The sequence below is a fragment of the Paracoccus sp. NIOT.M2S5SZ12 genome, from assembly GCF_057748165.1.
Map to the genome: position 1 here is coordinate 33,201 of NZ_JBYLFR010000020.1, position 22,573 is coordinate 55,773.

A 22,573-nucleotide genomic window follows, 5' to 3' on the forward strand; every position below is an offset into this window, starting at 1 on the left:
AGAGATGACCGGGATGCACCGTTTCGACCGCATCCGTACCCGCGCCCTGATGCTGTGGGAAAGCGAGGGCTGTCCCGAGGGCCGCGAGGCCGAGTTCTGGGACCGGGCCGAGGCCGAGCTGTCGCGGGCGGCCCGGCGGTCGGACAGGCGCGTGTTCAACGATCTTGCCGATTGTTGAGCATCGGCGTATTCAACAGTCTGACCAACTGTTGAGCACGCCATGCGCCATCACTCCGCTTTGGCCCACGCGGCCTATCACGACCTGCTGCGATCCCTCCGCGACGAGGGGATCAGGGATTTGCGTGGCACGCCCACGCTGATCCGCCGGCAGGGACGCGGATACTGGTATGACAGCTTTCGCGTCGGTACGCAGGTCCGCAAGCGCTATCTGGGCGAGGACGGCCCCGACATGGCCGCGCGCATGCAGGCGCTGCGCGAGGACAGGGCGCCCGCCGAACAGCGCCGCCGCGACCGCGCGCGGCTGGTGCGCCTGCTGCGCGCCGAAGGGTTTCTGGGGCTGGACCCGACCAGCGGCAGCCTGATGGCGGCCCTGGCGGCGGCGGGGGTGTTCCGGCTTGGCGGCACCATCGTCGGCACGCATGCCTTTCGCCTGTACGAGGGCGAGCTGAACCTGGCCCTGTCGCTGGAGCAGACGGCGCAGACCGACGACCTGGACATCGCCAGCTTCGAGCGTCTGTCGCTGGCGCTGGAGGATGCGGCGGCGCCGCCCGTGCAGCAGGTCTTGGCGGATTTCGACTTTGCGCCCGCGCCCAGCCTGGAACCGGGCCGCACATGGCGCTGGCGGCAGACGCAGGGCACCGCGCTGGTCGAGTTCCTGACGCCCGCCTTCGGCGCGGAGGGACTGCGCGACCTGCCCGCGCTCGGGGTGCAGGCGCAGGCGCTGCGGCATCTGAACTATCTTATCGCGGAGCCGATCCCGGCGGCGATCCCCTATCGCAGCGGGGTCCTGGTGCAGATCCCGCGCCCCGAACGCTTTGCCATCCACAAGCTGATCCTGGCCGAGCGGCGGCAGGGCGCGGACCGGCTGAAGGCCGCCAAGGACCGCGCGCAGGCCGCCTGCCTGATCGAGGTGCTGGCCCGCGACCGCCCCGAAGACCTGGCCGAGGCGCATGAGGACGCGCTGACGCGCGGCCCGCGCTGGCGCGAGCGCATCGCGGCCAGCCTGGCGCGCCTGCCCGACACGGCGCGGCGGCTGGCCGCGCTCAGCCCTTGATGCCGCCCGCGGTCAGGCCCGACACCACGCGCTCCTGGAACAGCACGATGAGGATGGCGACCGGCACGATGCCCACCACCAGCGCCGCCGAGATCACCGGCCAGGGAAAGGCGAACTCTCCCTGATAGAGCTGGATGCCGACGGGCAGGGTGCGCAGGCCGGGGTTCGAGTTGAAGGACAATGCCAGCAGGAACTCGTCCCAGGCATTGACGAAGGCCAAGATGCCCGCCGTGAAGACGCCGGGCGCCGACAGCGGCACGACCACCTTGAACAGCGCGCCGATCCGCGTGCAGCCGTCGATCATGGCGGCGTTCTCCAGGTCGCGGGGGATGTTCTCGAAGAAGGACACCAGGATCAGCGTGCAGACGGGCAGCGACAGCACCGTGTAGGGCAGCACCAGCGCCGTCCAGCTGTTCAGCAGCGACAGGGCGCGCATCGTCTCGAACAGCGGCACCAGCAGCGTGACCAGCGGGAAGGTCGAGACCGCGATGATCGCCGACAGGATCAGCCCGCGATGGCGCAGGTTCAGCCGCGCGATGGCATAGGCCGCCAGCACGGACACGACCAGCGTCAGCATCGTGGACAGGATCGCCACCATGAAGCTGTTGAACAGGAACAGGTGCAGCGGCTGGTCCGAGAACGCGGTGATGTAGTTCGCCAGCGTCGGGCCATGCGGCAGCCAAGTGATGGGCCGCGCGGTCAGCTCGGCCTCGGTCTTGAGCGAGGTGAACAGGATCCACAGCGCCGGGAACAGCCCGTTGACCAGCAGGATCGCGGCCACGATCAGGCGCAGGGCCGCGCCGGAGAGCAGGGAGGGGGCAGGCGTGGCGGTCATGGCTCAGCCTTTCATGCGGATCATACGCAGGTAGACGACCGTCACCAGCATCGACAGCAGGAACATCACCACCGCCAGCGCCGAGCCGTAGCCCAGGTCCAGGAAGGACACCGTGTTCATGTGGATGTACATGGCCAGCGTCGCGGTCGACCCGCCCGGTCCCCCGGCGGTCATCGTGTAGGGGATGTCGAAGGTCTGCAGCGCGGTGATCGTGCGGAAGATCAGCGCCACGATGATCGACGGCTTCAGGAGTGGCAGCGTGATCTCGAAGAACTGGCGGACCTTGCCCGCGCCGTCCACGTCGGCCGCCTCGTAGAGAGAGCGCGGGATCGTCTGCAGCCCGGCCAGGATGATCAGCGCCATGAAGGAGGAGGTCTTCCAGATGATCGTCAGGCAGATCGCGGCCATCGCCCAGCCCGGAGAGTTGAACCAGATCACCGGCTGAAGGCCCAGCCTGACCAGCACGTCGTTCACGACCCCGTATTCCGAATGGAAGAACCACGCGAAGATCAGGCCCGCGAAGGCCAGAGGCAGCGCCCAGGGGATCAGCAGCGAGAGGCGCACCGGCCATTTGCGCCGGAAGGGCAGGTTGGCCATCAGCGCCATGGCCAGCCCCATCACCAGCGCGCCGGGCACGGTGACGACGGTGATCAACATCGTGTTGCGGAAGGTGGTCCGGAAGGTCGGATCCTCCAGGATCAGGGCGAAGTTTTCCAGCCCCACGAAGCGGGCGGGCAGGCCCGAGGTCAGCGACAGGTCGAACAGGCTGGTGTAGAACAGCCGCAGCACCGGATAGACGACGATCAGCAGCACCAGCAGCACCAGCGGCGCCAAGAGCATCGCCGCCAGGCTGCGGTCGCCGGGATCGGTCAGCCACGAGAACCGGGCCTTGCGGGGCGTGGACATCATCGCCTCTCCTGGTTGGGACGGGGGCGACCGGCGGCGGGGCGCCGGTCGCGGAAGGTCAGCGCAGGACGCGCGTCAGCCGGGCGCCGATCTCGGCCACGCCGTCGGCGGGGGCGGTCACGCCGGACATCACCGCGTTGAAGGTCGTACGGATCGTCTCGCTGACCTCGGCATAGCGGGGGGTGACGGGGCGGGGGCGCGCGGTCTCCAGGACCGGCAGCGCGTCCGAGAACCACGGCACGGCGGCCAGCACCTCGGGGTCCTCGAAGACCTGCGGGAAGGCGGGCATCAGCGAGCCGTTGATCGCGGCATATTCGGCGACCTCGGGGCTGGAGAGGTACTTGATCAGCGCCTCGGCCTCGTCGGGATGCTCCGAGAAGGCCGAGACCGCCCATTGCCAGCCGCCCAGGCAGGTCACCTGCTCGCCACCCTCCATCGCGGGCAGGCGCGCGACGCCGACCTTGCCCGCGACCTCGGATTCGTCGCCCTGCGCCTGTGCCCAGGCATAGGACCAGTTCACCGCGAAGACCGCATCGCCCGCCTGGAACTCGCGCCGGGTGTCGTCGGTCGCGACCTCCGAGATGTTGGCCTTGGCGGTGCCGTCATCGGCAAAGCCCTTCCACAGCGCCATGGACGCGGTCGCGGCCTCCTCGTCCAGCGTCAGGCGGCCGTCCTCGACCAGGTTGCGGCCCTGGCTCCAGTAGGGGAGCAGGAAGGTGCAGACCGCGCCCTCGATCGCCTTGGCCTGGAAGCTGAGGCCCTGCAGATCGCCGTCGCCCTCGCCCTCCAGCACGGTGCGGGCGGCTGTGCGCAGCTCCTCCCAGGTGGTGGGCACCGACAGGCCGTACTTCTCCAGCAGGTCGGTGCGGTAATAGAGGAACATCGCGTCAGAGAAGGCGGGGAGCGCCACGACCTGGCCGTCCACGGTGTTCGCCTCGGCATAGGCGGGCAGGTAGGCTGCCATGTCCACGTCGTCGATCGGCACCGACCAGCCCGCGGCCGCGAACTGCGCCGGGCGCACCACGTCCAGGATGACCACGTCCAGCGTGCTGTCGCTGGCCGACATCACGGTGTTCAGGTACTGGCTCTGGGCCTCGGAGGTGTTGCCGCCGGTCTCGATCGTGACGGTGACGCCGGGGGTCTGCTCCTGATAGCGGTCCAGCACCGCGCGCCACATCTCGGGCTGGTGCTGGCTGGAGATGAAGATGTTCAGCTCGACCTCCGCCATGGCGGCGGCGGGCAGCAGCAGCGCGCCCGAAGTCAGCAGCGCGGTCAGCGTCGTCGTTTTCATGTGGTCCTCCCTGGTGGTCCTGTTGCCCGGCGGCCCGCGCTCAGCGCAGCGCCTGCTGGGTCCGGGCGTCGAAAAGATGCAGATCGCCGGGCGCGATGCTCAGCGCGATGCGGCTGCCGGTCTGCGGATGGGTCTTGGGGTCCAGCCGCGCGGTCAGCACCGCGTCGCCGATGCCCACATGGGCCAGCGTGTCGGCGCCCAGGGGCTCGACCACCTGGACCGTCGCGGCAAAGTCGACGCCCGCCCCGTGGCCGGCGCGGATATGCTCGGGGCGCATGCCGATGATGACCTCCTGCCCCTCGGCGGGGACGCCCGCGACCTGGCGCAGGTCCAGCGTGACGCCGTCCGCGCAGCGGGCCTGACCGGCCTCGATCCGGCCGCGCAGGAAGTTCATCGCGGGCGCGCCGATGAATCCGCCGACGAAGACGCTGGCGGGGCTGTTGTAGACCTGGTCCGGGGTGCCCACCTGTTCGATCACGCCGCCGCGCAGGATGACGATGCGGTCGGCCAGGGTCATCGCCTCGACCTGGTCATGGGTGACATAGAGGATGGTGGTGCGCAGCGCCTGGTGCAGCTTCTTGATCTCGGTGCGGACCTGGCCGCGCAGCTGCGCATCCAGGTTCGACAGCGGCTCGTCGAAGAGGAAGACCTGCGGCCGGCGCACGATCGCGCGCCCCATCGCCACGCGCTGCCGCTGGCCGCCCGACAGCTGTCCGGGGCGGCGCTCCAGCAGGTGGCCGATGCCCAGCATCGCGGCCGCCTCCTCGATCAGCCGGTCGGCCTCGGCGCGCGGCACGCCGCGGACCTTCAGGCTGAAGCCCAGGTTCTCGCGCACCGTCTTGTGCGGATAGAGGGCATAGTCCTGAAACACCATGGCGATGTCGCGCTGGCGCGGCTGCAGGTCGTTCACGACCGTCCCGCCGATGCGGACCTCGCCCGAGGTGACGGGTTCCAGCCCCGCCAGCATCCGCAGCGTCGTCGACTTGCCGCAGCCCGACGGCCCGACCAGCACCACGAACTCGCCATCCGCGATCTCGAGGTCCAGGTCCTTCACGATGTGAAGCGACCCGTAGCTCTTGTTCAGCTTCCGGAAACTGACCGCCCCCATATGGCTGACCCCCCTTGCATTCCCGCCCGCGGCGCATCCTCCTGCGCCCGGATCGTCGGATGGTAGCGGCGCGGTCGGGCGACCGCAAGCATTGTCCGACAGGCTCCGTCAGGCTAAAATTTTTCTAAATCAATTTGCTAAACCGCCCGCCCCTGTCCGTTTTCCGCAGGCGGCGGATCGCGGCGCGGTCCTGTCGGTCCCTGCGGGCGGTTGTCGCGCGGGCCGGGATGCGGCAGAACCGCCCCATCCCGCAGGAAGGACGCCCGATGCAGACCCCGCCTTGCCCCCTGGCGCTGGCCCGCGCGCTGGAGCTGACCGCGCCCGGCTTCATCATCACCGTCTATGGTGACGTGGTCGTGCCGCGCGGCGAGGTGCTGTGGATGGGCAGCCTTCTGGACATCTGCGCCCGCGTGGGCTTCGGGGAGAACCAAGTGCGCACGGCGGTCTCGCGGCTGGTCGCCTCGGGTCGGCTCAGCGGAGAGCGGCAGGGGCGGCGCAGCTTCTACCGGCTGGCCGATGCCGCGCGGGCCGAGTTCGGTCGCGCCACCGCGCTGCTCTATGCCGCCGCGCCGCCGCCGCAGGGCTGGCTGCTGCTGACGCTGGACGAGGTGCCCGACGATCTGCGCCGCACCCATCACCTGGCCCCGGTGGGCGGCGCCTGCTGGCTGGCGCCCGACCGGGGCGCGCTGCCCCCCGGCGCGCGGGTGGTGATGCGGGTGCGCGACGACAGGGACGTGCCGGGCATCGCCGGGTTCTGGGACTTGGACGCCGTCGCCGCACGCTATGACCGGATGATCGCCTGGCTGGGTCCAGTGGCGGCGGGCGATCCCGCCCCGGGTGACGCGCTGACGCTGCGGCTGCTGCTGGTCCATGCCTATCGCGCGGCGGTGCTGCGCGATCCGTTCCTGCCGCCCGCCCTGCTGCCCCGCGACTGGTCCGGCGCGCGGGCGCGGGCGCTGTTCCGCGACCTCTATCTGCGCCTGACGCCGGATGCGGAGGCGGGCATCGCCCAGTTGCAGGACGCCACCGGCCCGTTGCCGATGCGGACGGCGGAAAGCATGGACAGGATCGCCATGCTGCGCTGACCGGTCCGCGCGAAACATTACACAGAGATATACAAAACTGTTTGACGTGTAATGTTTTGGTGCTATCCCTTGGTCCCAAGGGAGCGGGAGGAGTCGTGCATGCATGGCCGTCCCGCGCCGCCGGGCTTGAGGATCACGACCATGCAGGACGCCTTCATCTGCGACGCGGTGCGCACGCCCATCGGGCGCTATGGCGGCGCCTTGGCGCAGATCCGCGCGGATGATCTGGCGGCCCTGCCGCTGCGCGCGCTGATGGACCGCAATCCGGGGGTGGACTGGTCGGCGGTGGACGACCTGATTTTCGGCTGCGCCAACCAGGCCGGAGAGGACAACCGCAACGTGGGCCGCATGGCCGTGCTGCTGGCGGGGATGCCGGTCGGCGTGCCGGGCACCACGGTGAACCGCCTCTGCGGATCAGGGATGGACGCGGTCGGCATGGCCGCGCGCGCCATCCGTTCGGGCGATTGCGACTTCGTCATCGCGGGCGGGGTCGAGAGCATGACCCGCGCCCCCTTCGTGATGCCCAAGGCGGAGGGCGCGTTCTCGCGCGCCAATGCGGTCTTCGACACCACGATCGGCTGGCGCTTCGTCAACCCGGCGATGAAGGCGGGCTTCGGCGTGGACAGCATGCCCCAGACCGCCGACAACGTCGCCGCCGATTACGGCATCAGCCGCGCCGATCAGGACGCCTTTGCCGCCCGGTCGCAGGAGCGGTGGGCGGCGGCGCAGCAGGCGGGCGTCTTTGCCGACGAGATCGTGCCGGTCCATGTCCCGCAGAAGAAGGGCGACCCGCTGGTCGTCGCCACCGACGAACATCCGCGCCCCGGCACCACGGCCGAACAGCTTGCCCGCCTGACGGGCGTGAACGGCCCCGACCTGTCGGTGACGGCGGGCAATGCGTCGGGCGTGAACGACGGGGCGGCGGCGCTGGCGATCCTGTCGGAGGACGCCGCCCGCGCGCAGGGCCTGACGCCCCACGCCCGCGTCGTCGCCATGGCCGCCGTGGGGGTCGAGCCGCGCATCATGGGCATCGGCCCCGCCCCCGCCGCGCGCAAGGTCCTGGCCCGCGCCGGCCTGACGCTGGACCAGATGGACGTGATCGAGCTGAACGAGGCCTTTGCCGCCCAGGCCCTGGCCACGCTGCGCGATTTGGGTCTGCCGGACGACGCGGCCCATGTGAACCCCAATGGCGGCGCGATCGCGCTTGGGCACCCCTTGGGGATGTCGGGCGCGCGTCTGGTCACGACCGCCATGCATCAGCTGCACCGCAGCGGCGGCCGCCATGCGCTCTGCGCCATGTGCGTGGGCGTGGGGCAGGGCATCGCCATCATCATCGAACGGGTCTGAAGGAGAAGCACGCCATGTATGCCCAGCTTGTCACGACCGAAGGCGGCGACCCGCGCGAGGGGATGTCGGATCAGGAACGCGCCTTTCAGGAGCGCATCGACCGGGGTGAGAAGATCGAGCCCAAGGAGTGGATGCCCGAGGGCTATCGCAAGACGCTGATCCGCCAGATCGGCCAGCACGCCCATAGCGAGATCGTGGGCCAGCTGCCCGAGGGCAACTGGATCACCCGCGCCCCCACGCTGGAGCGCAAGGCGATCCTGCTGGCCAAGGTCCAGGACGAGGCGGGGCACGGCCTCTATCTCTATTCCGCGGCCGAGACGCTCGGCGTCAGCCGGGACGAGCTACTGGAGGCACTGCATTCCGGAAAGATGAAATACTCCAGCATCTTCAACTATCCGACCCTGACCTGGGCCGACATGGGCGCGGTGGGCTGGCTGGTCGACGGCGCGGCGATCATGAACCAGGTGCCGCTGCAGCGCACCAGCTATGGTCCCTATTCGCGCGCCATGATCCGCATCTGCAAGGAGGAGTCCTTCCACCAGCGGCAGGGCTACGACATCATGATGAAGATGTGCGCGGGCACGCCCGAGCAGAAGGCCATGGCCCAGGATGCGCTGAACCGGTTCTGGTATCCGGCGCTGATGATGTTCGGACCGTCGGACAAGGATTCGGTCCATTCCGAACAGTCTATGGCTTGGAAGATCAAGATGAACACCAATGACGAGCTGCGCCAGAAGTTCGTCGACCAGACCGTGCCGCAGGCGCGGCATCTGGGACTGACCATCCCCGATCCGGATCTGGCTTGGAACGAGGAGAAGGGCGGCCATGATTTCAGCGAGCCGGACTGGTCCGAGTTCTATGCCGTGATCTCGGGCAACGGGCCGTGCAACGCCGAACGGCTTGGCGCGCGCGTCAAGGCCTGGGAGGACGGGGCTTGGTTCCGCGACGGGCTGATGGCCCATGCCGACAAGGTTCGCGCCCGCCGCACCGCCGCCGAATGACCCCGCGGCGGGCCGCGCGCCCGCCACCCGCCAGATTTGAGGGAGGAAACCCATGTCCAGCGAATGGCCCCTTTGGGAGGTCTTCATCCGCGGCCAGCACGGCCTGAACCACCGCCATGTGGGCAGCCTGCATGCCCCCGACGCCGAGATGGCGATCCGCAACGCGCGCGACGTCTATACCCGCCGCAACGAGGGCGTGTCGATCTGGGTCGTGCCGTCCAGCGCGATCACCGCCTCCAGCCCGTCGGAAAAGGGGCCGATGTTCGACCCGGCGAATGACAAGGTCTATCGCCACCCGACCTTCTTCGACATCCCCGCCGAGATCGGACATATGTGATGCCGTCCCTGCCCGATGTGATGACCCCCGCGTTGGAGACCCTGGCCCCCGCCGGTGCGCCCAACCCCGCCCCGCAGGAGGCCAACCGCGACGCGCTGGTCGAATGGCTTCTGCGCACCGGCGACAACGCCCTGATCCTGGGCCAGCGCCTGTCGGAATGGTGCGGCCACGGCCCCGCGCTGGAGGAGGACATCGCGCTGGCCAACCAGGCGCTGGACCTGATCGGGCAGTGCCAGCTGTGGCTGGGCCTGGCTGCCGAGATCGAGGGCCGGGGCAGGACCGCTGACGATCTGGCCTTCCTGCGCGACGCGGGCGCCTTCCGCAACCTGCTGCTGGTCGAGCGTCCGAACGGTGATTTCGGCCATACGCTGATGCGGCAGTTCCTGTTCGATGCCTTCCATCTGGAACTGCTGGAGGCGGCGCGCGCCTCCGCCGACCCGCGCATCGCCGAGATCGCGGCCAAGGCCTGGAAGGAGGCCGCCTATCACCTGGAACGCTCGGCCGATCTGGTGGTGCGGCTTGGCGACGGATCGGCCGAAAGCCATGACCGGATGCAGGCGGCGCTGACCGCGCTGTGGTCCTTCACCGGAGAGATGTTCACCGATGACGACCACGACCGCGCGCTGGCCGATGCCGGGGTGATGCCCTTGCCGTCCAGCCTGCGCCCGGCCTGGGACCGCACCGTCGCGCAGGTGCTGGAGGAGGCCACGCTGACCCATCCGGGCGATGTCTGGCAGCAGGGCACCACCGGCATGGGCGGCGGCAAGCGCGGCGTGCACAGCGAACATCTGGGCCATGTGCTGGCGCAGATGCAGTTTTTGCAGCGCGCCTATCCCGGTGCGCGCTGGTGACAGGGGTGGCGGTCGATCCGGGCCAGGTCTGGGACTGGCTGTCCCAGGTGCCGGACCCGGAGATCCCGGTGATCTCGCTGACCGATCTGGGCATCATCCGCGACGTGGCCTGGGAGGGCGACACGCTGGTGGTGACCGTCACACCGACCTATTCGGGCTGCCCCGCCACCGGCGTCATCAACCTGGACATCGAGGCCGCGCTGCGTGCCCGAGGGATCGAGCGGCTGGAGCTGCGGCGCCGGCTGTCGCCCCCCTGGACCACCGACTGGATCACGCCCGAGGGCCGTGAGAAGCTGCGGGCCTATGGCATCGCGCCGCCTATCGACGGGACGGCGGCGGATGGGCGGCTGGCCGGGCGCATCGCGCGGCTGGCGGGCGCATCGAACCTGACCGTCGCCTGCCCGCGCTGCGGATCGGGGGCCACGGAACGGCTCAGCCAATCCGGCTCGACGCCCTGCAAGGCCAGCTGGCGCTGCACCGACTGCCTGGAACCCTTCGACTATTTCAAATGCATCTGAGGAACGCCCCATGGCCCGCTTCCACCCCCTGACGGTCACCGAGGTCCGGCGCGAGACGCGGGACGCGGTGGTCGTGACCCTGGCCCCGCGCCCGGAGGACCGCGCCCTGTTCGACTTCACCCAGGGCCAGTATCTGACCTTCCGCCGCGATTTCGACGGCGAGGAGCTGCGCCGCAGCTATTCCATCTGCGCGGGGCTGGACGAGGGCTGCCTGCGCGTGGGCATCAAGCGCGTCGATGGCGGGGCCTTCTCGACCTGGGCGAACGAGAACCTGTCGCCGGGCGACCAGATCGAGGCGATGCCGCCGACGGGGCGGTTCTTTACCGCGCTGGATGCGGATGCCGCGCGGCATTATCTGGGCTTTGCGGGCGGCTCGGGGATCACGCCGCTGCTGTCGATCATCAAGACGGTTCTGGCGCGTGAGCCTGCGTCGCGGTTCACGCTGGTCTATGCCAACCGCCAGATCAGCACGATCATGTTCCGCGAGGAACTGGAGGACCTGAAGAACCTGTATCTGGGCCGCCTGTCGGTGATCCATGTGCTGGAGCAGGAGGGGCAGGAGATCGACCTGTTCACCGGCCGCATTGACGCCGAAAAGATGGTGCAGTTGTTCCGCGCCTGGATCGACCCGAAATCGGTCGACCTGGCCTATATCTGCGGCCCCGAGCCGATGATGCTGGCCATCGCGGCGTCCCTGCGCGACCACGGCCTGGACGATGCGCAGATCAAGTTCGAGCTGTTCGCCAGCGGCCAGCCGGGCCGCGCCCGCGCGCCCGCCGTCTCCGCGCATGCGGTGGCGCCGGGGGCCGGCACGCAGGCCAGCGTGATGCTGGACGGCACGGTGCGGCATTTCGAGATGTCGCGGCAGGGGCAGTCCATCCTGGACGCCGCCCTGTCGGCGAACCTGGACGCGCCCTATTCCTGCAAGGCGGGCGTCTGTTCCACCTGCCGCTGCAAGGTGCTGGAGGGCGAGGTCGAGATGGCCGTGAACCACGCGCTGGAGGATTACGAGGTGCGGGCGGGCTATGTGCTGTCCTGCCAGGCCTTTCCGGTCAGCGAACGGGTGGTGGTCAGCTATGACGAATGACGCGATGGCGATTGAGGACTATCTGGCGCAGGGCGGCCGGCTGACCGCGCCCGGCAACGTGCCCGCCCGCTATCGCGGCGAGCTGCTGCGGCTGATGGGATCGTTCGTGGACAGCGAACTGGCGGCATCGGCGGGCTTCGCAGGGGTCATCAACGCGGCGCCCGGCATCACCGAACGCATCGCCGCCTGCCGGATCACGCTGGAAAAGGCCGATCACGCGGAGCGCGTGCTGGCCGTGATGGCGGATTTCGGCACCGACACCGCCCGCTATCAGTGCCAGCATGACTGGGCTGCCCGCCTGCCGCGCGACGCCGATCCCGAGCCCGCGCGCCGGACCGGCGACATGCGGCTGTCGGTTTTTCACCATCCGCTGACGGGCTGGACCGATGCGGTGGTGATGAACGTCCTGCAGGGCCTGGCCACGGGCGTACAGATGACCGAGCTGACGCGGCTGTCCTACAGTCCGCTGGCCGACACGTTCCGCCAGATCGCCCCGCGCGAGGCGCGCCATGCGCAGCTGGGCCTGAACGGGCTGGCGCGGCTGGCCCACAGCGACCCCGAGGGCGTGCGCGCCAGCATCGACTACTGGATGGGCCGCGTGGCGGCGGGCTTTGGCGTGGCGGGATCGGACCGCTTCGACCGGCTGGCGGCGATGGGCCTGCGCCATCGCAGGAACGAGGCGCTCTGCGCCGAATGGCGGACGCTGGCCGCCGCGAAACTGGCCGGACTGGGCCTTTGACGACCAAGGAAGACCGATGAGCACCACCGCTGCACCCCGCCGCCTCGAAAGCCTGATCCGCGGGCGCTGGACCCCCGGCGACCGCGAGGGCGCGCCACTGCTGGATGCCGCGACCGGCGCGCTGGTCGCGCATGTCGATGCGACCGGAATCGACATGGCGGCCGCGCTGGACTGGGGCCGCCGCACCGGCGGGCCCGCGCTGCTGGCGATGTCGTTTCACGACCGCGCGGCCATGCTCAAGGCGCTCGGCCTGGCGCTGATGGCCCGCAAGGAGGCGTTCTACGCCGAAAGCCATCGCACCGGGGCGACGCGCGCCGATGGCTGGATCGATATCGAGGGCGGCATCGGCACCATGCTGACCTATGCCTCCAAGGGGCGGCGCGACCTGCCCAACACGCGCGTGCTGACCGACGGCGACCTGGAGCCGCTGTCCAAGGACCACAGCTTCTCGGCCCAGCACATCCTGACGCCGCTGCGGGGGGTCGCGGTCCATATCAACGCCTACAACTTCCCGGTCTGGGGGATGCTGGAGAAGATCGCGCCCGCGCTGCTGGCGGGGATGCCCTGCATCGTCAAGCCTGCGTCCCAGACCGCATATCTGACCGAAACGGTGGTGCGGGCGATCCAAGACACGGGCATCCTGCCCGCAGGCGCGCTGCAGCTGATCTGCGGGTCGGTGGGCGATCTGCTGGATCATGTGACGGGGCAGGACGTGGTGACCTTCACCGGATCGGCGGCGACGGGGCGCAGGCTGCGCAGCCACAAGGCGATCGTGGAGAATTCCACCCGCTTCACGATGGAGGCCGACAGCCTGAACGCCTCGATCCTGGGGCCGGATGCGGGGCCGGGGACGCCGGAATTCGACCTGTTCGTGCGCGAGGTCGCGCGCGAGATGACCTCCAAGGCGGGGCAGAAATGCACCGCGATCCGCCGCGTGATGGTGCCCGAGGCGCATATCGACGCGGTGCAGGCGGCGCTGGCCGCGCGGCTTGCGGGCGCGACCCTGGGCCTGCCCGCGGCGGAGGGCACGCGCATGGGTCCCCTGGCGAGCCAAGAGCAGCGCGACGAGGTCCGCGACCGCATCCGCGAATTGCAGGCCGTGGCCCGCATCGTGGCGGGCGATCCCGACGCGGTTCCGGCGGGGCTGGAGGCCGGGGCCTTCATCGCGCCCGTGCTGCTGCGTGCGGACGATCCGACGGCCGCCGCGGCGGTGCATGACTGCGAGGCGTTCGGCCCGGTGGCGACCCTGATGCCCTATGAGGGGGTCGATCAGGCCGTGACGCTGGCCGCGATGGGCAAGGGGTCGCTGGTCTCCTCGGTCTTCACCGACGACGCGCGGGTGGCCGAGGCGATGGTGCTGGGCCTGGCCCCCTTCCACGGCCGGGTGATGATCGGGAACCGCGTGTCGGCCAAATCATCGACCGGGCACGGCTCGCCCCTGGCGGGGCTGGTCCATGGCGGTCCGGGCCGCGCCGGCGGCGGCGAGGAGCTGGGCGGCATGCGCGGCGTCAAGCACTACATGCAGCGCACCGCGGTGCAGGGCGCGCCCTGCCTTCTGGCCGCGGTGACGGGCCGCTGGTCCGAGGGCGCGCCCGCCCGGACCGGCACCCACCCCTTTCGCAAGTCGCTGGCCGAGCTGCGCGTCGGCGACCAGCTGGTCACCGCCGCGCGGCCCGTCACGCAGGAGGATGTCGAGCATTTCGCCCATTTCACCGGCGACACCTTCTATGCGCACATGGACAGCGACGCGGCCCGCGCGAACCCGTTCTTCGAGGACCGCGTGGCGCATGGCTATCTGATCGCGTCCTTCGCGGCGGGGCTGTTCGTCGATCCGGCGCCCGGCCCGGTGCTGGCCAATTACGGCGTGGACAACATGCGCTTCCTGTCGCCGGTCTATTTCGGCGACACGCTGCAGGTCCGCCTGACCTGCAAGGAGATCAACCCCCGCGCCAATGCCGATCACGGCGAGGTCCGGTGGGATTGCCAGGTCACCAAGCAGGACGGCACCGTCGCCGCGCAATATGACGTGCTGACCATGGTCGCCAAGACCTGGTCCGCAACGCAGGTGGCCGTCGAATGAGCCTCTGGGCCTGGGACGGCATCCGTCCGGTCATCGACCCCGCGGCCTTCGTGCATCCCGACGCCACGGTGATCGGCGACGTGATCGTGGGGGCGGGGGTCTATGTCGGCCCCGGCGCGGTGCTGCGCGGCGATTTCGGGCGGATCGTGCTGGAGCGCGGCTGCAACGTGCAGGAGACCTGCGTGGTCCATTCCTTTCCCGGCAAGGATGTCGTGGTGGAAGAGGGCGGCCATGTGGGCCATGGCGCGGTCCTGCACGGCTGCCATGTCGGTCGGAACGCCATGATCGGCATGAACGCGGTCGTCATGGACGAGGCGCGGATCGGCGCGAATGCGATCGTCGCGGCCATGGCCTTCGTCAAGGCGGGCGTCCAAATCCCCGACGGCGCGCTGGCGGTCGGATCGCCCGCGCGCGTGGTGCGGATGCTAAGCGCGGAGGAGATCGACTGGAAGACCCGCGGCACCGCAATCTATCAGCGCCTGGCGCTGGAGGCGCGCGACCGGCTGACCCCCACCACCGCGCTGGACGCGCCCGAACCGGACCGCCGCCGCGCCGAGGCGCCGGAATACGATCCGCTGCTGATCCAGCGGCGGCTCAGCGCACCGACTTGATGCCCTCCAGGATCAGCGTGGTGGCCACGTCGGCATAGTCGTCGCGCGAGATCCGGCCGCCATCCCTGAACCACATGTAGACCCAGTTCATCATCCCGAACAGCGACATGGTGACCGGCATCAGCAGCGGCCGCTCGCGGTCGTTCAGGTCGGGATTGATCTGGTCCAGCACGACCGAGAACCGCCGCACGATGCCGCGCTCCAGCGCGGTGATGGCGGCCTTCTGGTCGTCGGACAGGGCGGCGGTGGCGTTCAGCTGCACCTTGTGCTGATCATCGGCGCCGCGATAGCTTTCCAGCACCGCACCGACCAGCCGCCGCAGCCGCTGATCCGGGGGCAGGGCGGCATCGTCGGCCGCGTCGATGGCCGCGTCCAGCTCCTCCAGATGGGTGGTGATGATCGCGAAGATCAGCGCGTCCTTGCCCGGACAGTAGTGATAGAGCAGGGCCTTGGACACCTGCGCGCGGGCGGCGACCTGCGCCATGGAGGCCTTCTCCATGCCCTGTTCGGCAAAGACCTGGGCCGCCGCATCCAAAATGACGCGTTGCTTCTCTTCGAAATCTTGGGCGCGTGTGCGGGCCATGGCGGTCCTTCGTCGGCGGGGAATCGGCGGGGCAGGGGGCCTGTCCCCGCGATTTAGGGCCTGAGGCCCGGACTGTCACCCGGCGGACGGCTCCTTGGGGCGGTTGTCGATGACGCGCCGGGCCTTGCCCTCGGACCGGGCGATGCCGCCGGGATCCGGGACCCGGACCGTGGTCGAGATGCCCACCACCGACTTGATCCGATGCGCCAGGTCGCGAGCCGAGGCGTCGCGGGCCTCGGGCGCCGCCCGGTCGGGGGTGCATTCGACATGCACGGCCATGGCGTCCATGCGGCCCGCGCGGGTCAGCTCGATCTGGAAATGCGGCGCGAGGCCTGGGCATTTCAGGATCTGCTCCTCGATCTGGGTGGGAAAGACGTTGACGCCGCGCAGGATGATCATGTCGTCGCAGCGCCCGGTGATCTTCTCGATCCGCCGCATGGCGCGCGCCGTGCCGGGCAGCAGCCGCGTCAGGTCGCGCGTGCGATAGCGGACCATGGGCAGGCCCTCCTTGGTCAGCGTGGTGAAGACCAGCTCGCCCATCTGGCCGTCGGGCAGGGGGGTGCCGGTCACCGGGTCGATGATCTCGGGGTAGAAGTGGTCCTCCCAGACATGCAGCCCATCCTTGGTCTCGACGCATTCCTGGGCGACGCCGGGGCCCATGACCTCGGACAGGCCATAGATGTCGACGGCCTGCATGCCGAAGGCCTCCTCGATCTCGGCGCGCATGGCGTTGGTCCAGGGCTCGGCCCCGAAGATGCCCACCTCCAGGCTGCTCTTGCGCGGGTCCAGGCCTTGGCGGCGGAACTCGTCCAGAATCGACAGCATGTAGCTGGGCGTGACCATGATGATGCGCGGGCGGAAGTCGTTGATCAGCGTGACCTGGCGTTCGGTCATGCCGCCCGACATGGGCACCACCGTGCAGCCGAGCCGTTCGGCCCCGTAATGCGCGCCGATGCCGCCGGTGAAAAGGCCATAGCCATAGGCGTTGTGCAGCATGTCGCCGGGCCGCCCCCCCGCCGCCCGGATCGAACGCGCGACCAGGTTCGCCCAATGGTCGATGTCGGCCGCGGTATAGCCCACGACGGTCGGCTTGCCCGTGGTGCCCGATGAGCCGTGGATGCGGACCAGCTTGTCGCGCGGCACCGCGAACATGCCGAAGGGATAGGTGTCGCGCAGGTCCTGCTTCACGGTGAAGGGGAACTTCGCCAGATCGGCCAGCGTCTGCAGGTCGTCCGGATGCACGCCGTGGTCTTCGAACCGCGTCCGGTAGAAGGCCGAGTTCCGATAGGCATGGTCCAGCGAGCGCTTCATGCGGCTGAGCTGAAGGGCCGCGATCTCGTCGCGCGAGGCGGTCTCGATCGGGTCGAGGATGGCGGTCGGTGCGGTCATGTGATCCAATGTCTCCTCCCAGAGATGGCGGCGGGTCAGTCGGCCAGGATGCGGCCCTTGACGGTGCGGGAATGGCCGCGGAACTCGGCGATCAGGCCGCCGTCCGGGCCGGTGACGGTCACGTCATAGAGGCCGCTGCGACCGGGGCGGGCGCGCTCCACGGCGGTGGCCGTCAGGCGGTCGCCCGCGCGGGCGGGGGCCAGATAGGTGATCGACGCCTGCTGTCCGACGCTGCGCTGATCGACGGTGTTGCAGGCGAAGGCGAAGGCGCTGTCGGCCAGCGTGAAGATGAAGCCGCCATGCGCGCTGCCATGTCCGTTCACCATGTCGTCGGTGACGGTCATGGACAGGACCGCGCGGCCCGGCCCCACTTCCTCCAGCACCATCCCGAGGCGCTGCGAGGCCAGATCCTCGGCCCACATGGCGGTGGCGCAGGCGCGCGCCAGATCGTCGTCGGTCATCTCATTCCCCCCGAAAACCCGCGGGCCGCTTGTCCAGGAAGGCCGCGACCCCCTCGGCGTAATCGGCGCTGCGGCCGGCCTCGCGCTGCGCATCGCGCTCCAGGTCCAGCTGGTCGTCAAGGCTGTTGGTCGCGGCGGCCTGGATCAGCCGCTTGGTCAGGCCCAGCCCGCGCGTCGGACCCGCAGCCAGCGACCGCGCCAGCGCGCGGGCCTCATCCATCAGCGCGTCGTCGGGCACGGCCTTCCAGATCAGCCCCCATTCGGCGGCCTGCGGGGCGGGCAGGGGCTCGGCGGTCAGGGCCAGCGCCTTGGCGCGCGCCTCGCCCAAGAGATGCGGCAGGGACCAGCTGCCGCCCGCATCGGGCACCAGACCGATCTTGGCGAAGGCCTGGATGAACCGCGCCGATTGCGCCGCCAGCACGATGTCGCAGGCCAGCGCGATATTCGCGCCCGCCCCCGCCGCGACCCCGTTCACCGCGCAGACGACCGGCTTCTCCAGCGCGCGGATCAGCCGCAGCGTGGGGTTGTAGAGCGTCTCCAGCGTGTGGCCCAGATCGGGGGCGGGGCCGCCCTTCCTGGGGTCGCGGTCGCCCAGATCCTGGCCCGCGCAGAAGCCGCGCCCCGCGCCGGTCAGCAGGACCGCGCGCACGGCCCCGTCGTCATGGGCGCGCTGGACGCCTGCGCGCAGGGCCAGGTGCATTTCCTCGGTGAAGGCGTTCAGCCTGTCGGGCCGGTTCAGCACCAGCGTCAGCACCCCATCGGCCAGATCGACCAGCACGGTGTCGGTCATGTGATTCCCCCTGTTTCCGCACCCTTCTGCGCAACAATCGAAAAGATACGGCCTCTCCTCAAAAACTTGCTGCATAGACCGACCGGTCGGTCAATGATAAACGCTGTCGGGAGGAGGCTGGCGACAGCCGCGACGGAGGGGACCATGACCACGTTTTTTGACCGCCATCAGGCGCTGCTGCAGGATGCGCGCAAGGCGCTGGCCGATCGCGGCTTCTGGGCGCCCTTCGCCGAAATCCCCAGTGAGACGATCTATGGCGCCGGCGCCCGTGCGGCGGGGCAGGCCGCCTTCGACGCGCTGAAGGGCCGGCCCTTCGCGCTGCCCGGCCACCCGGAGACGGGCCGCGCGGGGGCCGAGGAATCGCCCTTCGGCGGCGCGCTGGACATCACCTATCCCGTGGCCGATCCCGCCACGCTGATCGCCGCGGCCCAAGGCGCGGCGCAGGCGCTGGCTGAGGCCACGCCCGAGGCCCGCACCGGCGCGCTGATCGAGGCACTGGTGCGTCTGAACGCGCGGTCCTTCCTCATCGCCCATGCGACGCAGCACACGACCGGGCAGGCCTTCGCGATGGCCTTTCAGGCGGGCGGCCCGCATGCCCAGGACCGCGCGCTGGAGGCGGTGGCCCTGGCTTGGGAGGAGATGACGCGCTTTCCCGACCACGCGATCTGGGAAAAGCCGCAGGGCAAGGCCCCGGCCCTGCGCCTGGAAAAGCACTGGACGCTGGTGCCCCTGGGCGTGGCGCTGACCATCGGCTGCAACACCTTCCCGACCTGGAACGGCTATCCCGGCATCTTCGCCAGCCTGGCGACCGGCAACCCGGTCATCGTCAAGCCGCATCCCCGCGCCATCCTGCCGCTGGCCCTGACCGTGCAGGTCCTGCGCGCGGTCTTCGCCGAGGCGGGTCTGCCCGCGGACGCGATCCTGCTGGCCGCCGATACGGCGGAGGCGCCGGTGACGCAGGCGCTGGCCACCGATCCGGCGGTGCGGATCATCGACTATACCGGCGGCACGGAATTCGGCAACTGGCTGCGCGCGAACGCGCGTCAGGCACGGCTGTTCACCGAAGAGGCAGGGGTGAACACCGTCACCATCCTGGGCGCGCCCGACTTCGTGGGGATGTGCGACAACCTCGCCTTTTCGCTGGCGCTCTATTCGGGGCAGATGTGCACCGCGCCGCAGACCATCCTGGTGCCCGCGGGCGGCATCGACAGCAATCTGGGTCACAAGACGCCCGATGAGGTCGGGCAGGGGCTGGCGGATGCGCTGGACCGGCTGCTGGCCGATCCGGCGCGGGCGGCGGGCGTGCTGGGCGCGGTCGCGAACCCCGCCACGGCCGCGCGGATGGAGGCGCTGCGCCAGGGCGCGCGGGTGATCCGCGACGGGCGGCCGATGCTGCTGGCCGCCGCGATGGGCGACCGGGTGGCCGAGGGCGAATGCTTTGGTCCGGTGGCGTTCCTGGTGCGCTGCCCGGATGCCGGGGCGGCGGTGGCGCATGCCACCGCGCTGGCGCGCGAGACGAGGCCAAACAAGTCTTGATCCTTCTATGGCATTGTGTATCTCATATGAGATACACAGGAGGCTCGAATGCCCACCCATACCTCGATGCTGCATGTCCGTGTGGACGATCATCTCAAGGCACAAGCCAGTAGCGCACTGGCAGGTGTAGGCCTGACCCTATCAGACGCAGTCCGTATCCTGCTGACCCGTGTGGCGGCTGAAGGGGGTTTGCCGGCCGGTCTGACTGCAAATCCTCAAAGCTATGATAGCTGGTTCCGGGCGAAAGTGCAGGAAGCGCTGACAGATACCCGACCTGGCGTTCCACATGACCAAGTCATGCGTGACGCCCGGGCATTGATCGACGGCAAACGGGGTGCCTGAACTCGAATGGAAAGCCTTCGCGGTCGCCGACCTCATGGCAATTGTTGACTATATCTCGGATGACAATCCTGATGCTGCTCTTGCTCTGATGGAGGAAATTCAGGGAAAGGTTGCGCAACTTCCAATGCATCCCAAGCGGTGCCGGTCAGGACGCGTTCAGGGACCACGTGAGTTGGTCGTTCGCCCGAACTACATTGTGATCTATGCCGAGACGCCGTCTGTCGTGACGATCCTTCGCGTGCTTCATGCCGCGCAGATGTGGCCCTGATAAGCGATCGGTCGAAGGACAAGGGCGGGCGCCGGCTCAGCGGCAGTTTCCCGGTCAGATCCATCCTGTTCCGGTCACGGCAAAGCGATCATCTTGTCGTGGATTTTTCTGCAGCATGCCGTTAACCCGAAACCTATGAAGATCTATCTGCGGGCAATCTTTCTTTTTGCGTTCACCGTTTTCGCGGCTGGCTCGATGATGCCTATGCCGATGGCTGCTGCGTCAATGCATGATGACGCGATGATGGCGATGACCCGTCTCGACATCTCCGAATGCCAGGATTGCAGCGACAAAGCAGAGATCGACCCCGCAGCCTGCAACCTGATCTGCGCGGCGGGGGGCTTCGTCCCGGTTCCTGAATTTCAGACCTCTGATCTCAGACACGCTCGGCGCCTCTCGAAGCGGCAGGTTGCCGATGTCATGTTCAGTGACCTGAATTGGCTGCCGTTACGAAGCCCCCCACGCCCGTTCATCTGATTCGACTGCCGCTGTGGCAGGCGACGCGTGCGCACAAGGTTTTGCCCCCTTGAGCTCGCTCGCTGCCAGGACTGCTGAATCCCTTTAGGTCCGCAGTCCCGTTTCAAATCCAGATAGTCAGGTGTCCTATGCAGCAGAGTTTGCATGCAGCTCTACGCACTGAGTTTTTCCTTGAGATTTCTGCCGTCAATGCGGCTTGCGAAGAATGGCTTGACCACCCTCTTCTGAGGGAAACGGCATGACAATGATGAATAGCCCCATGACGGGCATGATGATGCTGAGCTGCGGACTCTTTGCGCTTCTCGCCCTGGCCCTCCTGGTCCTGGGCATCGCTGCCCTTCTCAAGTACCTGCGAGGGCCGTCATGAGATCACAGGTTCTGTTGCTCGTCGGACTGTCATTTGCCGGTATGGCGGCCGTGGCGGCTTTCGCACAGGTTAATCGGTCCGAAAGGGCTGAAGTTGCTTTTCAGGGTGCTCCAGTAACCGCGCAGGAGATCGTACAAGGAAAAGAACTCTACGCGCAAAATTGCGCGTCATGCCACGGCCCGGATCTGGAAGGACAGCCCGACTGGAAACGTCCCCTGGAGAACGGGCGGATGCCGGCACCGCCCCATGACGAAACGGGGCATACATGGCACCACTCCGACAATCAGCTGTTCACACTGACCAAGCTAGGGGTCAGTGGTGTCGTGCCTGGCTATGAGAGCGACATGCCGGCCTTCGAGGGCATTCTGACGGATGCGGAAATCCGCGCCACCCTGGCCTACATCAAAAGCACACGGCCCAAGCGCCAATACGAGTATCAGGCCGAGGTCTCCGACCGTGAGGGACCCGAAGAATGATTGCAGCAAAATCCACAAGCCTGTCGGCGGCCCCTGGCCGCCTTTTCTGGGAGGATCGGCGTTGAACTTCGTCACCCGTCGCTTCGTGTTATGTGCCGCCGCCGCCGTGACCGCACTGCCTGCATTCGGCCAGCTACCTGTTGTTTCCACCGCCATCCATGTCGTGGAGGGCAGGGGGTGCGAATGCTGTCGGCAATGGACACAGCACCTTCAGAATGCCGGCTTTCAGGTCACGAGTGAGGAGCGTTTCGGCACGCTTCTCATGCAGCACAAGATCGACCTCGGCGTTCCCATCGACCTGACGTCTTGTCACACCGGGTCGGTCGAGGGCTATTTCGTGGAAGGACATGTCCCAGCCACCGATATCCGCAAACTGCTTCAAGAGCGTCCCGACGCCCTTGGCCTGACCGGTCCGGGCATGCCCTATGGCAGCCCCGGAATGGGCCCGGAAAGCCGCCGTGAGGCTTATGATGTCCTGCTCGTGCTCAAGGATGGAAGCCACACGATCTTTAACCGATACGCCGCTGCGTCGGCCTGAAGCATGATCTCCAAGGAGCTCTCTCTATGATGACCTTTAATCGCCGACATGCGTCGCTGGCGATGCTCGCATCCCTTGCTGCATGCGGATCGTCAGGGCCCAGCTTGAACCGCGCCGGGTTTGCCGGAGGCTGATTGTCTTTAGTTACGCGGCTATGGGTTCAGTTTCCAGAGCTGCGTAGAAGTTGGCCTCGGCTTCAGCGGGCGGGATGTTCCCGATCGGCTCGAGGAGACGGCGGTTGTTGAACCAGTCGACCCATTCCAGCGTGGCATATTCGACGGCCTCGAAGCTGCGCCAGGGGCCGCGTCGGTAGATG

General features: G+C 68.5%; 26 protein-coding genes and 1 pseudogene. 18 read left to right on the forward strand and 9 right to left on the reverse strand.

What is annotated here, in order from left to right; genetic code table 11:
• The first annotated feature begins 4 nt into the window (after positions 1-4).
• On the forward strand, positions 5-178 hold the full coding sequence (locus tag AC2SGK_RS15420; RefSeq protein WP_488324389.1) for a DUF2934 domain-containing protein: 174 nt from the start codon (positions 5-7) through the stop codon (positions 176-178).
• Positions 179-220: 42 nt separating this feature from the next.
• Positions 221-1,234, forward strand: coding sequence for a nucleotidyltransferase family protein (locus AC2SGK_RS15425; protein ID WP_488324390.1), 1,014 nt, complete (start codon positions 221-223; stop codon positions 1,232-1,234).
• On the opposite strand, the gene AC2SGK_RS15430 is transcribed toward AC2SGK_RS15425, so the two are convergent.
• The 4 genes from AC2SGK_RS15430 to AC2SGK_RS15445 are packed head-to-tail and all read right to left on the reverse strand — an operon-like array spanning position 1,224 to position 5,374.
• Positions 1,224-2,069: a carbohydrate ABC transporter permease gene (locus AC2SGK_RS15430; protein WP_488324391.1), complete on the reverse strand. Its 846-nt coding sequence runs from the start codon at positions 2,067-2,069 to the stop codon at positions 1,224-1,226. The genes AC2SGK_RS15425 and AC2SGK_RS15430 overlap by 11 nt on opposite strands.
• A 3-nt stretch (positions 2,070-2,072) precedes the next feature.
• A complete protein-coding gene (locus tag AC2SGK_RS15435) occupies positions 2,073-2,975 on the reverse strand; it encodes a carbohydrate ABC transporter permease (protein ID WP_488324392.1) in 903 nt (300 codons plus the stop codon).
• Between the two features lie 58 nt (positions 2,976-3,033).
• Positions 3,034-4,266, reverse strand: coding sequence for an ABC transporter substrate-binding protein (locus AC2SGK_RS15440; RefSeq protein ID WP_488324393.1), 1,233 nt, complete (start codon positions 4,264-4,266; stop codon positions 3,034-3,036).
• A gap of 40 nt (positions 4,267-4,306) precedes the next feature.
• Entirely contained in the window at positions 4,307-5,374 is a 1,068-nt protein-coding gene (locus AC2SGK_RS15445) for an ABC transporter ATP-binding protein (RefSeq protein WP_488324394.1), read from the reverse strand.
• A 266-nt stretch (positions 5,375-5,640) separates the two neighbouring features.
• Between AC2SGK_RS15445 and AC2SGK_RS15450 the strand changes: the two genes are divergently transcribed.
• The 10 genes from AC2SGK_RS15450 (at position 5,641) to AC2SGK_RS15495 (ending at position 15,030) form a co-directional block, all read left to right on the forward strand.
• Complete coding sequence (locus AC2SGK_RS15450) at positions 5,641-6,459, forward strand: PaaX family transcriptional regulator C-terminal domain-containing protein (protein ID WP_488324395.1); 819 nt, start codon at positions 5,641-5,643, stop codon at positions 6,457-6,459.
• A 141-nt stretch (positions 6,460-6,600) separates the two neighbouring features.
• Complete coding sequence (gene pcaF, locus AC2SGK_RS15455; RefSeq protein WP_488324396.1) at positions 6,601-7,806, forward strand: 3-oxoadipyl-CoA thiolase; 1,206 nt, start codon at positions 6,601-6,603, stop codon at positions 7,804-7,806.
• A 14-nt stretch (positions 7,807-7,820) separates the two neighbouring features.
• Complete coding sequence (gene paaA, locus AC2SGK_RS15460) at positions 7,821-8,807, forward strand: 1,2-phenylacetyl-CoA epoxidase subunit PaaA (protein WP_488324397.1); 987 nt, start codon at positions 7,821-7,823, stop codon at positions 8,805-8,807.
• 52 nt (positions 8,808-8,859) lie between these two features.
• Complete coding sequence (paaB, locus tag AC2SGK_RS15465; RefSeq protein WP_488324398.1) at positions 8,860-9,144, forward strand: 1,2-phenylacetyl-CoA epoxidase subunit PaaB; 285 nt, start codon at positions 8,860-8,862, stop codon at positions 9,142-9,144.
• Positions 9,144-9,995, forward strand: a complete 852-nt coding sequence (paaC, locus tag AC2SGK_RS15470; protein WP_488324399.1) for a 1,2-phenylacetyl-CoA epoxidase subunit PaaC — start codon at positions 9,144-9,146, stop codon at positions 9,993-9,995. Before paaB ends, paaC begins: the two co-directional genes overlap by 1 nt.
• A complete protein-coding gene (gene paaD, locus AC2SGK_RS15475; protein WP_488324400.1) occupies positions 9,992-10,513 on the forward strand; it encodes a 1,2-phenylacetyl-CoA epoxidase subunit PaaD in 522 nt (173 codons plus the stop codon). The genes paaC and paaD overlap by 4 nt, the downstream gene beginning before the upstream one ends.
• Before the next feature lie 10 nt (positions 10,514-10,523).
• Positions 10,524-11,600 (forward strand): 1,2-phenylacetyl-CoA epoxidase subunit PaaE, encoded by a 1,077-nt coding sequence (gene paaE / locus AC2SGK_RS15480; RefSeq protein ID WP_488324401.1) that lies wholly within the window; start codon positions 10,524-10,526, stop codon positions 11,598-11,600.
• A 4-nt stretch (positions 11,601-11,604) separates the two neighbouring features.
• The gene (locus AC2SGK_RS15485; protein ID WP_488324402.1) at positions 11,605-12,339 is read left to right on the forward strand and encodes a Phenylacetic acid catabolic protein; all 735 of its coding nucleotides are present in this window, start codon (positions 11,605-11,607) and stop codon (positions 12,337-12,339) included.
• A gap of 16 nt (positions 12,340-12,355) precedes the next feature.
• Positions 12,356-14,419: a phenylacetic acid degradation bifunctional protein PaaZ gene (gene paaZ, locus AC2SGK_RS15490; RefSeq protein WP_488324403.1), complete on the forward strand. Its 2,064-nt coding sequence runs from the start codon at positions 12,356-12,358 to the stop codon at positions 14,417-14,419.
• The gene (locus AC2SGK_RS15495) at positions 14,416-15,030 is read left to right on the forward strand and encodes an acyltransferase (protein ID WP_488324404.1); all 615 of its coding nucleotides are present in this window, start codon (positions 14,416-14,418) and stop codon (positions 15,028-15,030) included. Before paaZ ends, AC2SGK_RS15495 begins: the two co-directional genes overlap by 4 nt.
• On the opposite strand, the gene AC2SGK_RS15500 is transcribed toward AC2SGK_RS15495, so the two are convergent.
• From AC2SGK_RS15500 to paaG, 4 genes are all read right to left on the reverse strand, one after another.
• Positions 15,014-15,613, reverse strand: a complete 600-nt coding sequence (locus AC2SGK_RS15500; protein WP_488324405.1) for a TetR/AcrR family transcriptional regulator — start codon at positions 15,611-15,613, stop codon at positions 15,014-15,016. The genes AC2SGK_RS15495 and AC2SGK_RS15500 overlap by 17 nt on opposite strands.
• A 75-nt stretch (positions 15,614-15,688) precedes the next feature.
• Complete coding sequence (gene paaK / locus AC2SGK_RS15505; protein WP_488324406.1) at positions 15,689-17,002, reverse strand: phenylacetate--CoA ligase PaaK; 1,314 nt, start codon at positions 17,000-17,002, stop codon at positions 15,689-15,691.
• Between the two features lie 35 nt (positions 17,003-17,037).
• A complete protein-coding gene (gene paaI / locus AC2SGK_RS15510; protein WP_488324407.1) occupies positions 17,038-17,463 on the reverse strand; it encodes a hydroxyphenylacetyl-CoA thioesterase PaaI in 426 nt (141 codons plus the stop codon).
• A gap of 1 nt (position 17,464) precedes the next feature.
• Positions 17,465-18,253: a 2-(1,2-epoxy-1,2-dihydrophenyl)acetyl-CoA isomerase PaaG gene (gene paaG, locus AC2SGK_RS15515; protein WP_488324408.1), complete on the reverse strand. Its 789-nt coding sequence runs from the start codon at positions 18,251-18,253 to the stop codon at positions 17,465-17,467.
• Positions 18,254-18,397: 144 nt separating this feature from the next.
• On the opposite strand from paaG, the gene AC2SGK_RS15520 reads away from it, so the two are divergent.
• From AC2SGK_RS15520 to AC2SGK_RS15545, 6 genes are all read left to right on the forward strand, one after another.
• Positions 18,398-19,789, forward strand: coding sequence for an aldehyde dehydrogenase family protein (locus AC2SGK_RS15520; protein ID WP_488324409.1), 1,392 nt, complete (start codon positions 18,398-18,400; stop codon positions 19,787-19,789).
• A 48-nt stretch (positions 19,790-19,837) separates the two neighbouring features.
• Entirely contained in the window at positions 19,838-20,131 is a 294-nt protein-coding gene (gene relB / locus AC2SGK_RS15525; protein ID WP_084697598.1) for a type II toxin-antitoxin system RelB family antitoxin, read from the forward strand.
• On the forward strand, positions 20,124-20,399 hold the full coding sequence (locus AC2SGK_RS15530) for a type II toxin-antitoxin system RelE/ParE family toxin (protein ID WP_488324410.1): 276 nt from the start codon (positions 20,124-20,126) through the stop codon (positions 20,397-20,399). Before relB ends, AC2SGK_RS15530 begins: the two co-directional genes overlap by 8 nt.
• A 135-nt stretch (positions 20,400-20,534) precedes the next feature.
• The gene (locus AC2SGK_RS15535) at positions 20,535-20,876 is read left to right on the forward strand and encodes a hypothetical protein (RefSeq protein WP_488324411.1); all 342 of its coding nucleotides are present in this window, start codon (positions 20,535-20,537) and stop codon (positions 20,874-20,876) included.
• A gap of 363 nt (positions 20,877-21,239) precedes the next feature.
• Complete coding sequence (locus tag AC2SGK_RS15540) at positions 21,240-21,719, forward strand: c-type cytochrome (RefSeq protein ID WP_488324412.1); 480 nt, start codon at positions 21,240-21,242, stop codon at positions 21,717-21,719.
• A 61-nt stretch (positions 21,720-21,780) separates the two neighbouring features.
• The gene (locus tag AC2SGK_RS15545) at positions 21,781-22,257 is read left to right on the forward strand and encodes a DUF411 domain-containing protein (protein WP_488324413.1); all 477 of its coding nucleotides are present in this window, start codon (positions 21,781-21,783) and stop codon (positions 22,255-22,257) included.
• A gap of 144 nt (positions 22,258-22,401) precedes the next feature.
• Here AC2SGK_RS15545 and AC2SGK_RS15550 read toward each other — a convergent pair.
• Positions 22,402-22,573, reverse strand: a pseudogene (locus AC2SGK_RS15550) (IS3 family transposase); the annotation flags it as partial.

Coding starts and splice junctions, on each gene's coding strand:
- AC2SGK_RS15420 (WP_488324389.1), top strand. CDS start 5: ATGACCGGGATGCACCGTTTCGACCGCATCCGTACCCGCGCCCTGATG.
- AC2SGK_RS15425 (WP_488324390.1), top strand. CDS start 221: ATGCGCCATCACTCCGCTTTGGCCCACGCGGCCTATCACGACCTGCTG.
- AC2SGK_RS15430 (WP_488324391.1), bottom strand. CDS start 2,069: ATGACCGCCACGCCTGCCCCCTCCCTGCTCTCCGGCGCGGCCCTGCGC.
- AC2SGK_RS15435 (WP_488324392.1), bottom strand. CDS start 2,975: ATGTCCACGCCCCGCAAGGCCCGGTTCTCGTGGCTGACCGATCCCGGC.
- AC2SGK_RS15440 (WP_488324393.1), bottom strand. CDS start 4,266: ATGAAAACGACGACGCTGACCGCGCTGCTGACTTCGGGCGCGCTGCTG.
- AC2SGK_RS15445 (WP_488324394.1), bottom strand. CDS start 5,374: ATGGGGGCGGTCAGTTTCCGGAAGCTGAACAAGAGCTACGGGTCGCTT.
- AC2SGK_RS15450 (WP_488324395.1), top strand. CDS start 5,641: ATGCAGACCCCGCCTTGCCCCCTGGCGCTGGCCCGCGCGCTGGAGCTG.
- pcaF (WP_488324396.1), top strand. CDS start 6,601: ATGCAGGACGCCTTCATCTGCGACGCGGTGCGCACGCCCATCGGGCGC.
- paaA (WP_488324397.1), top strand. CDS start 7,821: ATGTATGCCCAGCTTGTCACGACCGAAGGCGGCGACCCGCGCGAGGGG.
- paaB (WP_488324398.1), top strand. CDS start 8,860: ATGTCCAGCGAATGGCCCCTTTGGGAGGTCTTCATCCGCGGCCAGCAC.
- paaC (WP_488324399.1), top strand. CDS start 9,144: ATGCCGTCCCTGCCCGATGTGATGACCCCCGCGTTGGAGACCCTGGCC.
- paaE (WP_488324401.1), top strand. CDS start 10,524: ATGGCCCGCTTCCACCCCCTGACGGTCACCGAGGTCCGGCGCGAGACG.
- AC2SGK_RS15485 (WP_488324402.1), top strand. CDS start 11,605: ATGGCGATTGAGGACTATCTGGCGCAGGGCGGCCGGCTGACCGCGCCC.
- paaZ (WP_488324403.1), top strand. CDS start 12,356: ATGAGCACCACCGCTGCACCCCGCCGCCTCGAAAGCCTGATCCGCGGG.
- AC2SGK_RS15495 (WP_488324404.1), top strand. CDS start 14,416: ATGAGCCTCTGGGCCTGGGACGGCATCCGTCCGGTCATCGACCCCGCG.
- AC2SGK_RS15500 (WP_488324405.1), bottom strand. CDS start 15,613: ATGGCCCGCACACGCGCCCAAGATTTCGAAGAGAAGCAACGCGTCATT.
- paaK (WP_488324406.1), bottom strand. CDS start 17,002: ATGACCGCACCGACCGCCATCCTCGACCCGATCGAGACCGCCTCGCGC.
- paaI (WP_488324407.1), bottom strand. CDS start 17,463: ATGACCGACGACGATCTGGCGCGCGCCTGCGCCACCGCCATGTGGGCC.
- paaG (WP_488324408.1), bottom strand. CDS start 18,253: ATGACCGACACCGTGCTGGTCGATCTGGCCGATGGGGTGCTGACGCTG.
- AC2SGK_RS15520 (WP_488324409.1), top strand. CDS start 18,398: ATGACCACGTTTTTTGACCGCCATCAGGCGCTGCTGCAGGATGCGCGC.
- relB (WP_084697598.1), top strand. CDS start 19,838: ATGCCCACCCATACCTCGATGCTGCATGTCCGTGTGGACGATCATCTC.
- AC2SGK_RS15535 (WP_488324411.1), top strand. CDS start 20,535: ATGAAGATCTATCTGCGGGCAATCTTTCTTTTTGCGTTCACCGTTTTC.
- AC2SGK_RS15540 (WP_488324412.1), top strand. CDS start 21,240: ATGAGATCACAGGTTCTGTTGCTCGTCGGACTGTCATTTGCCGGTATG.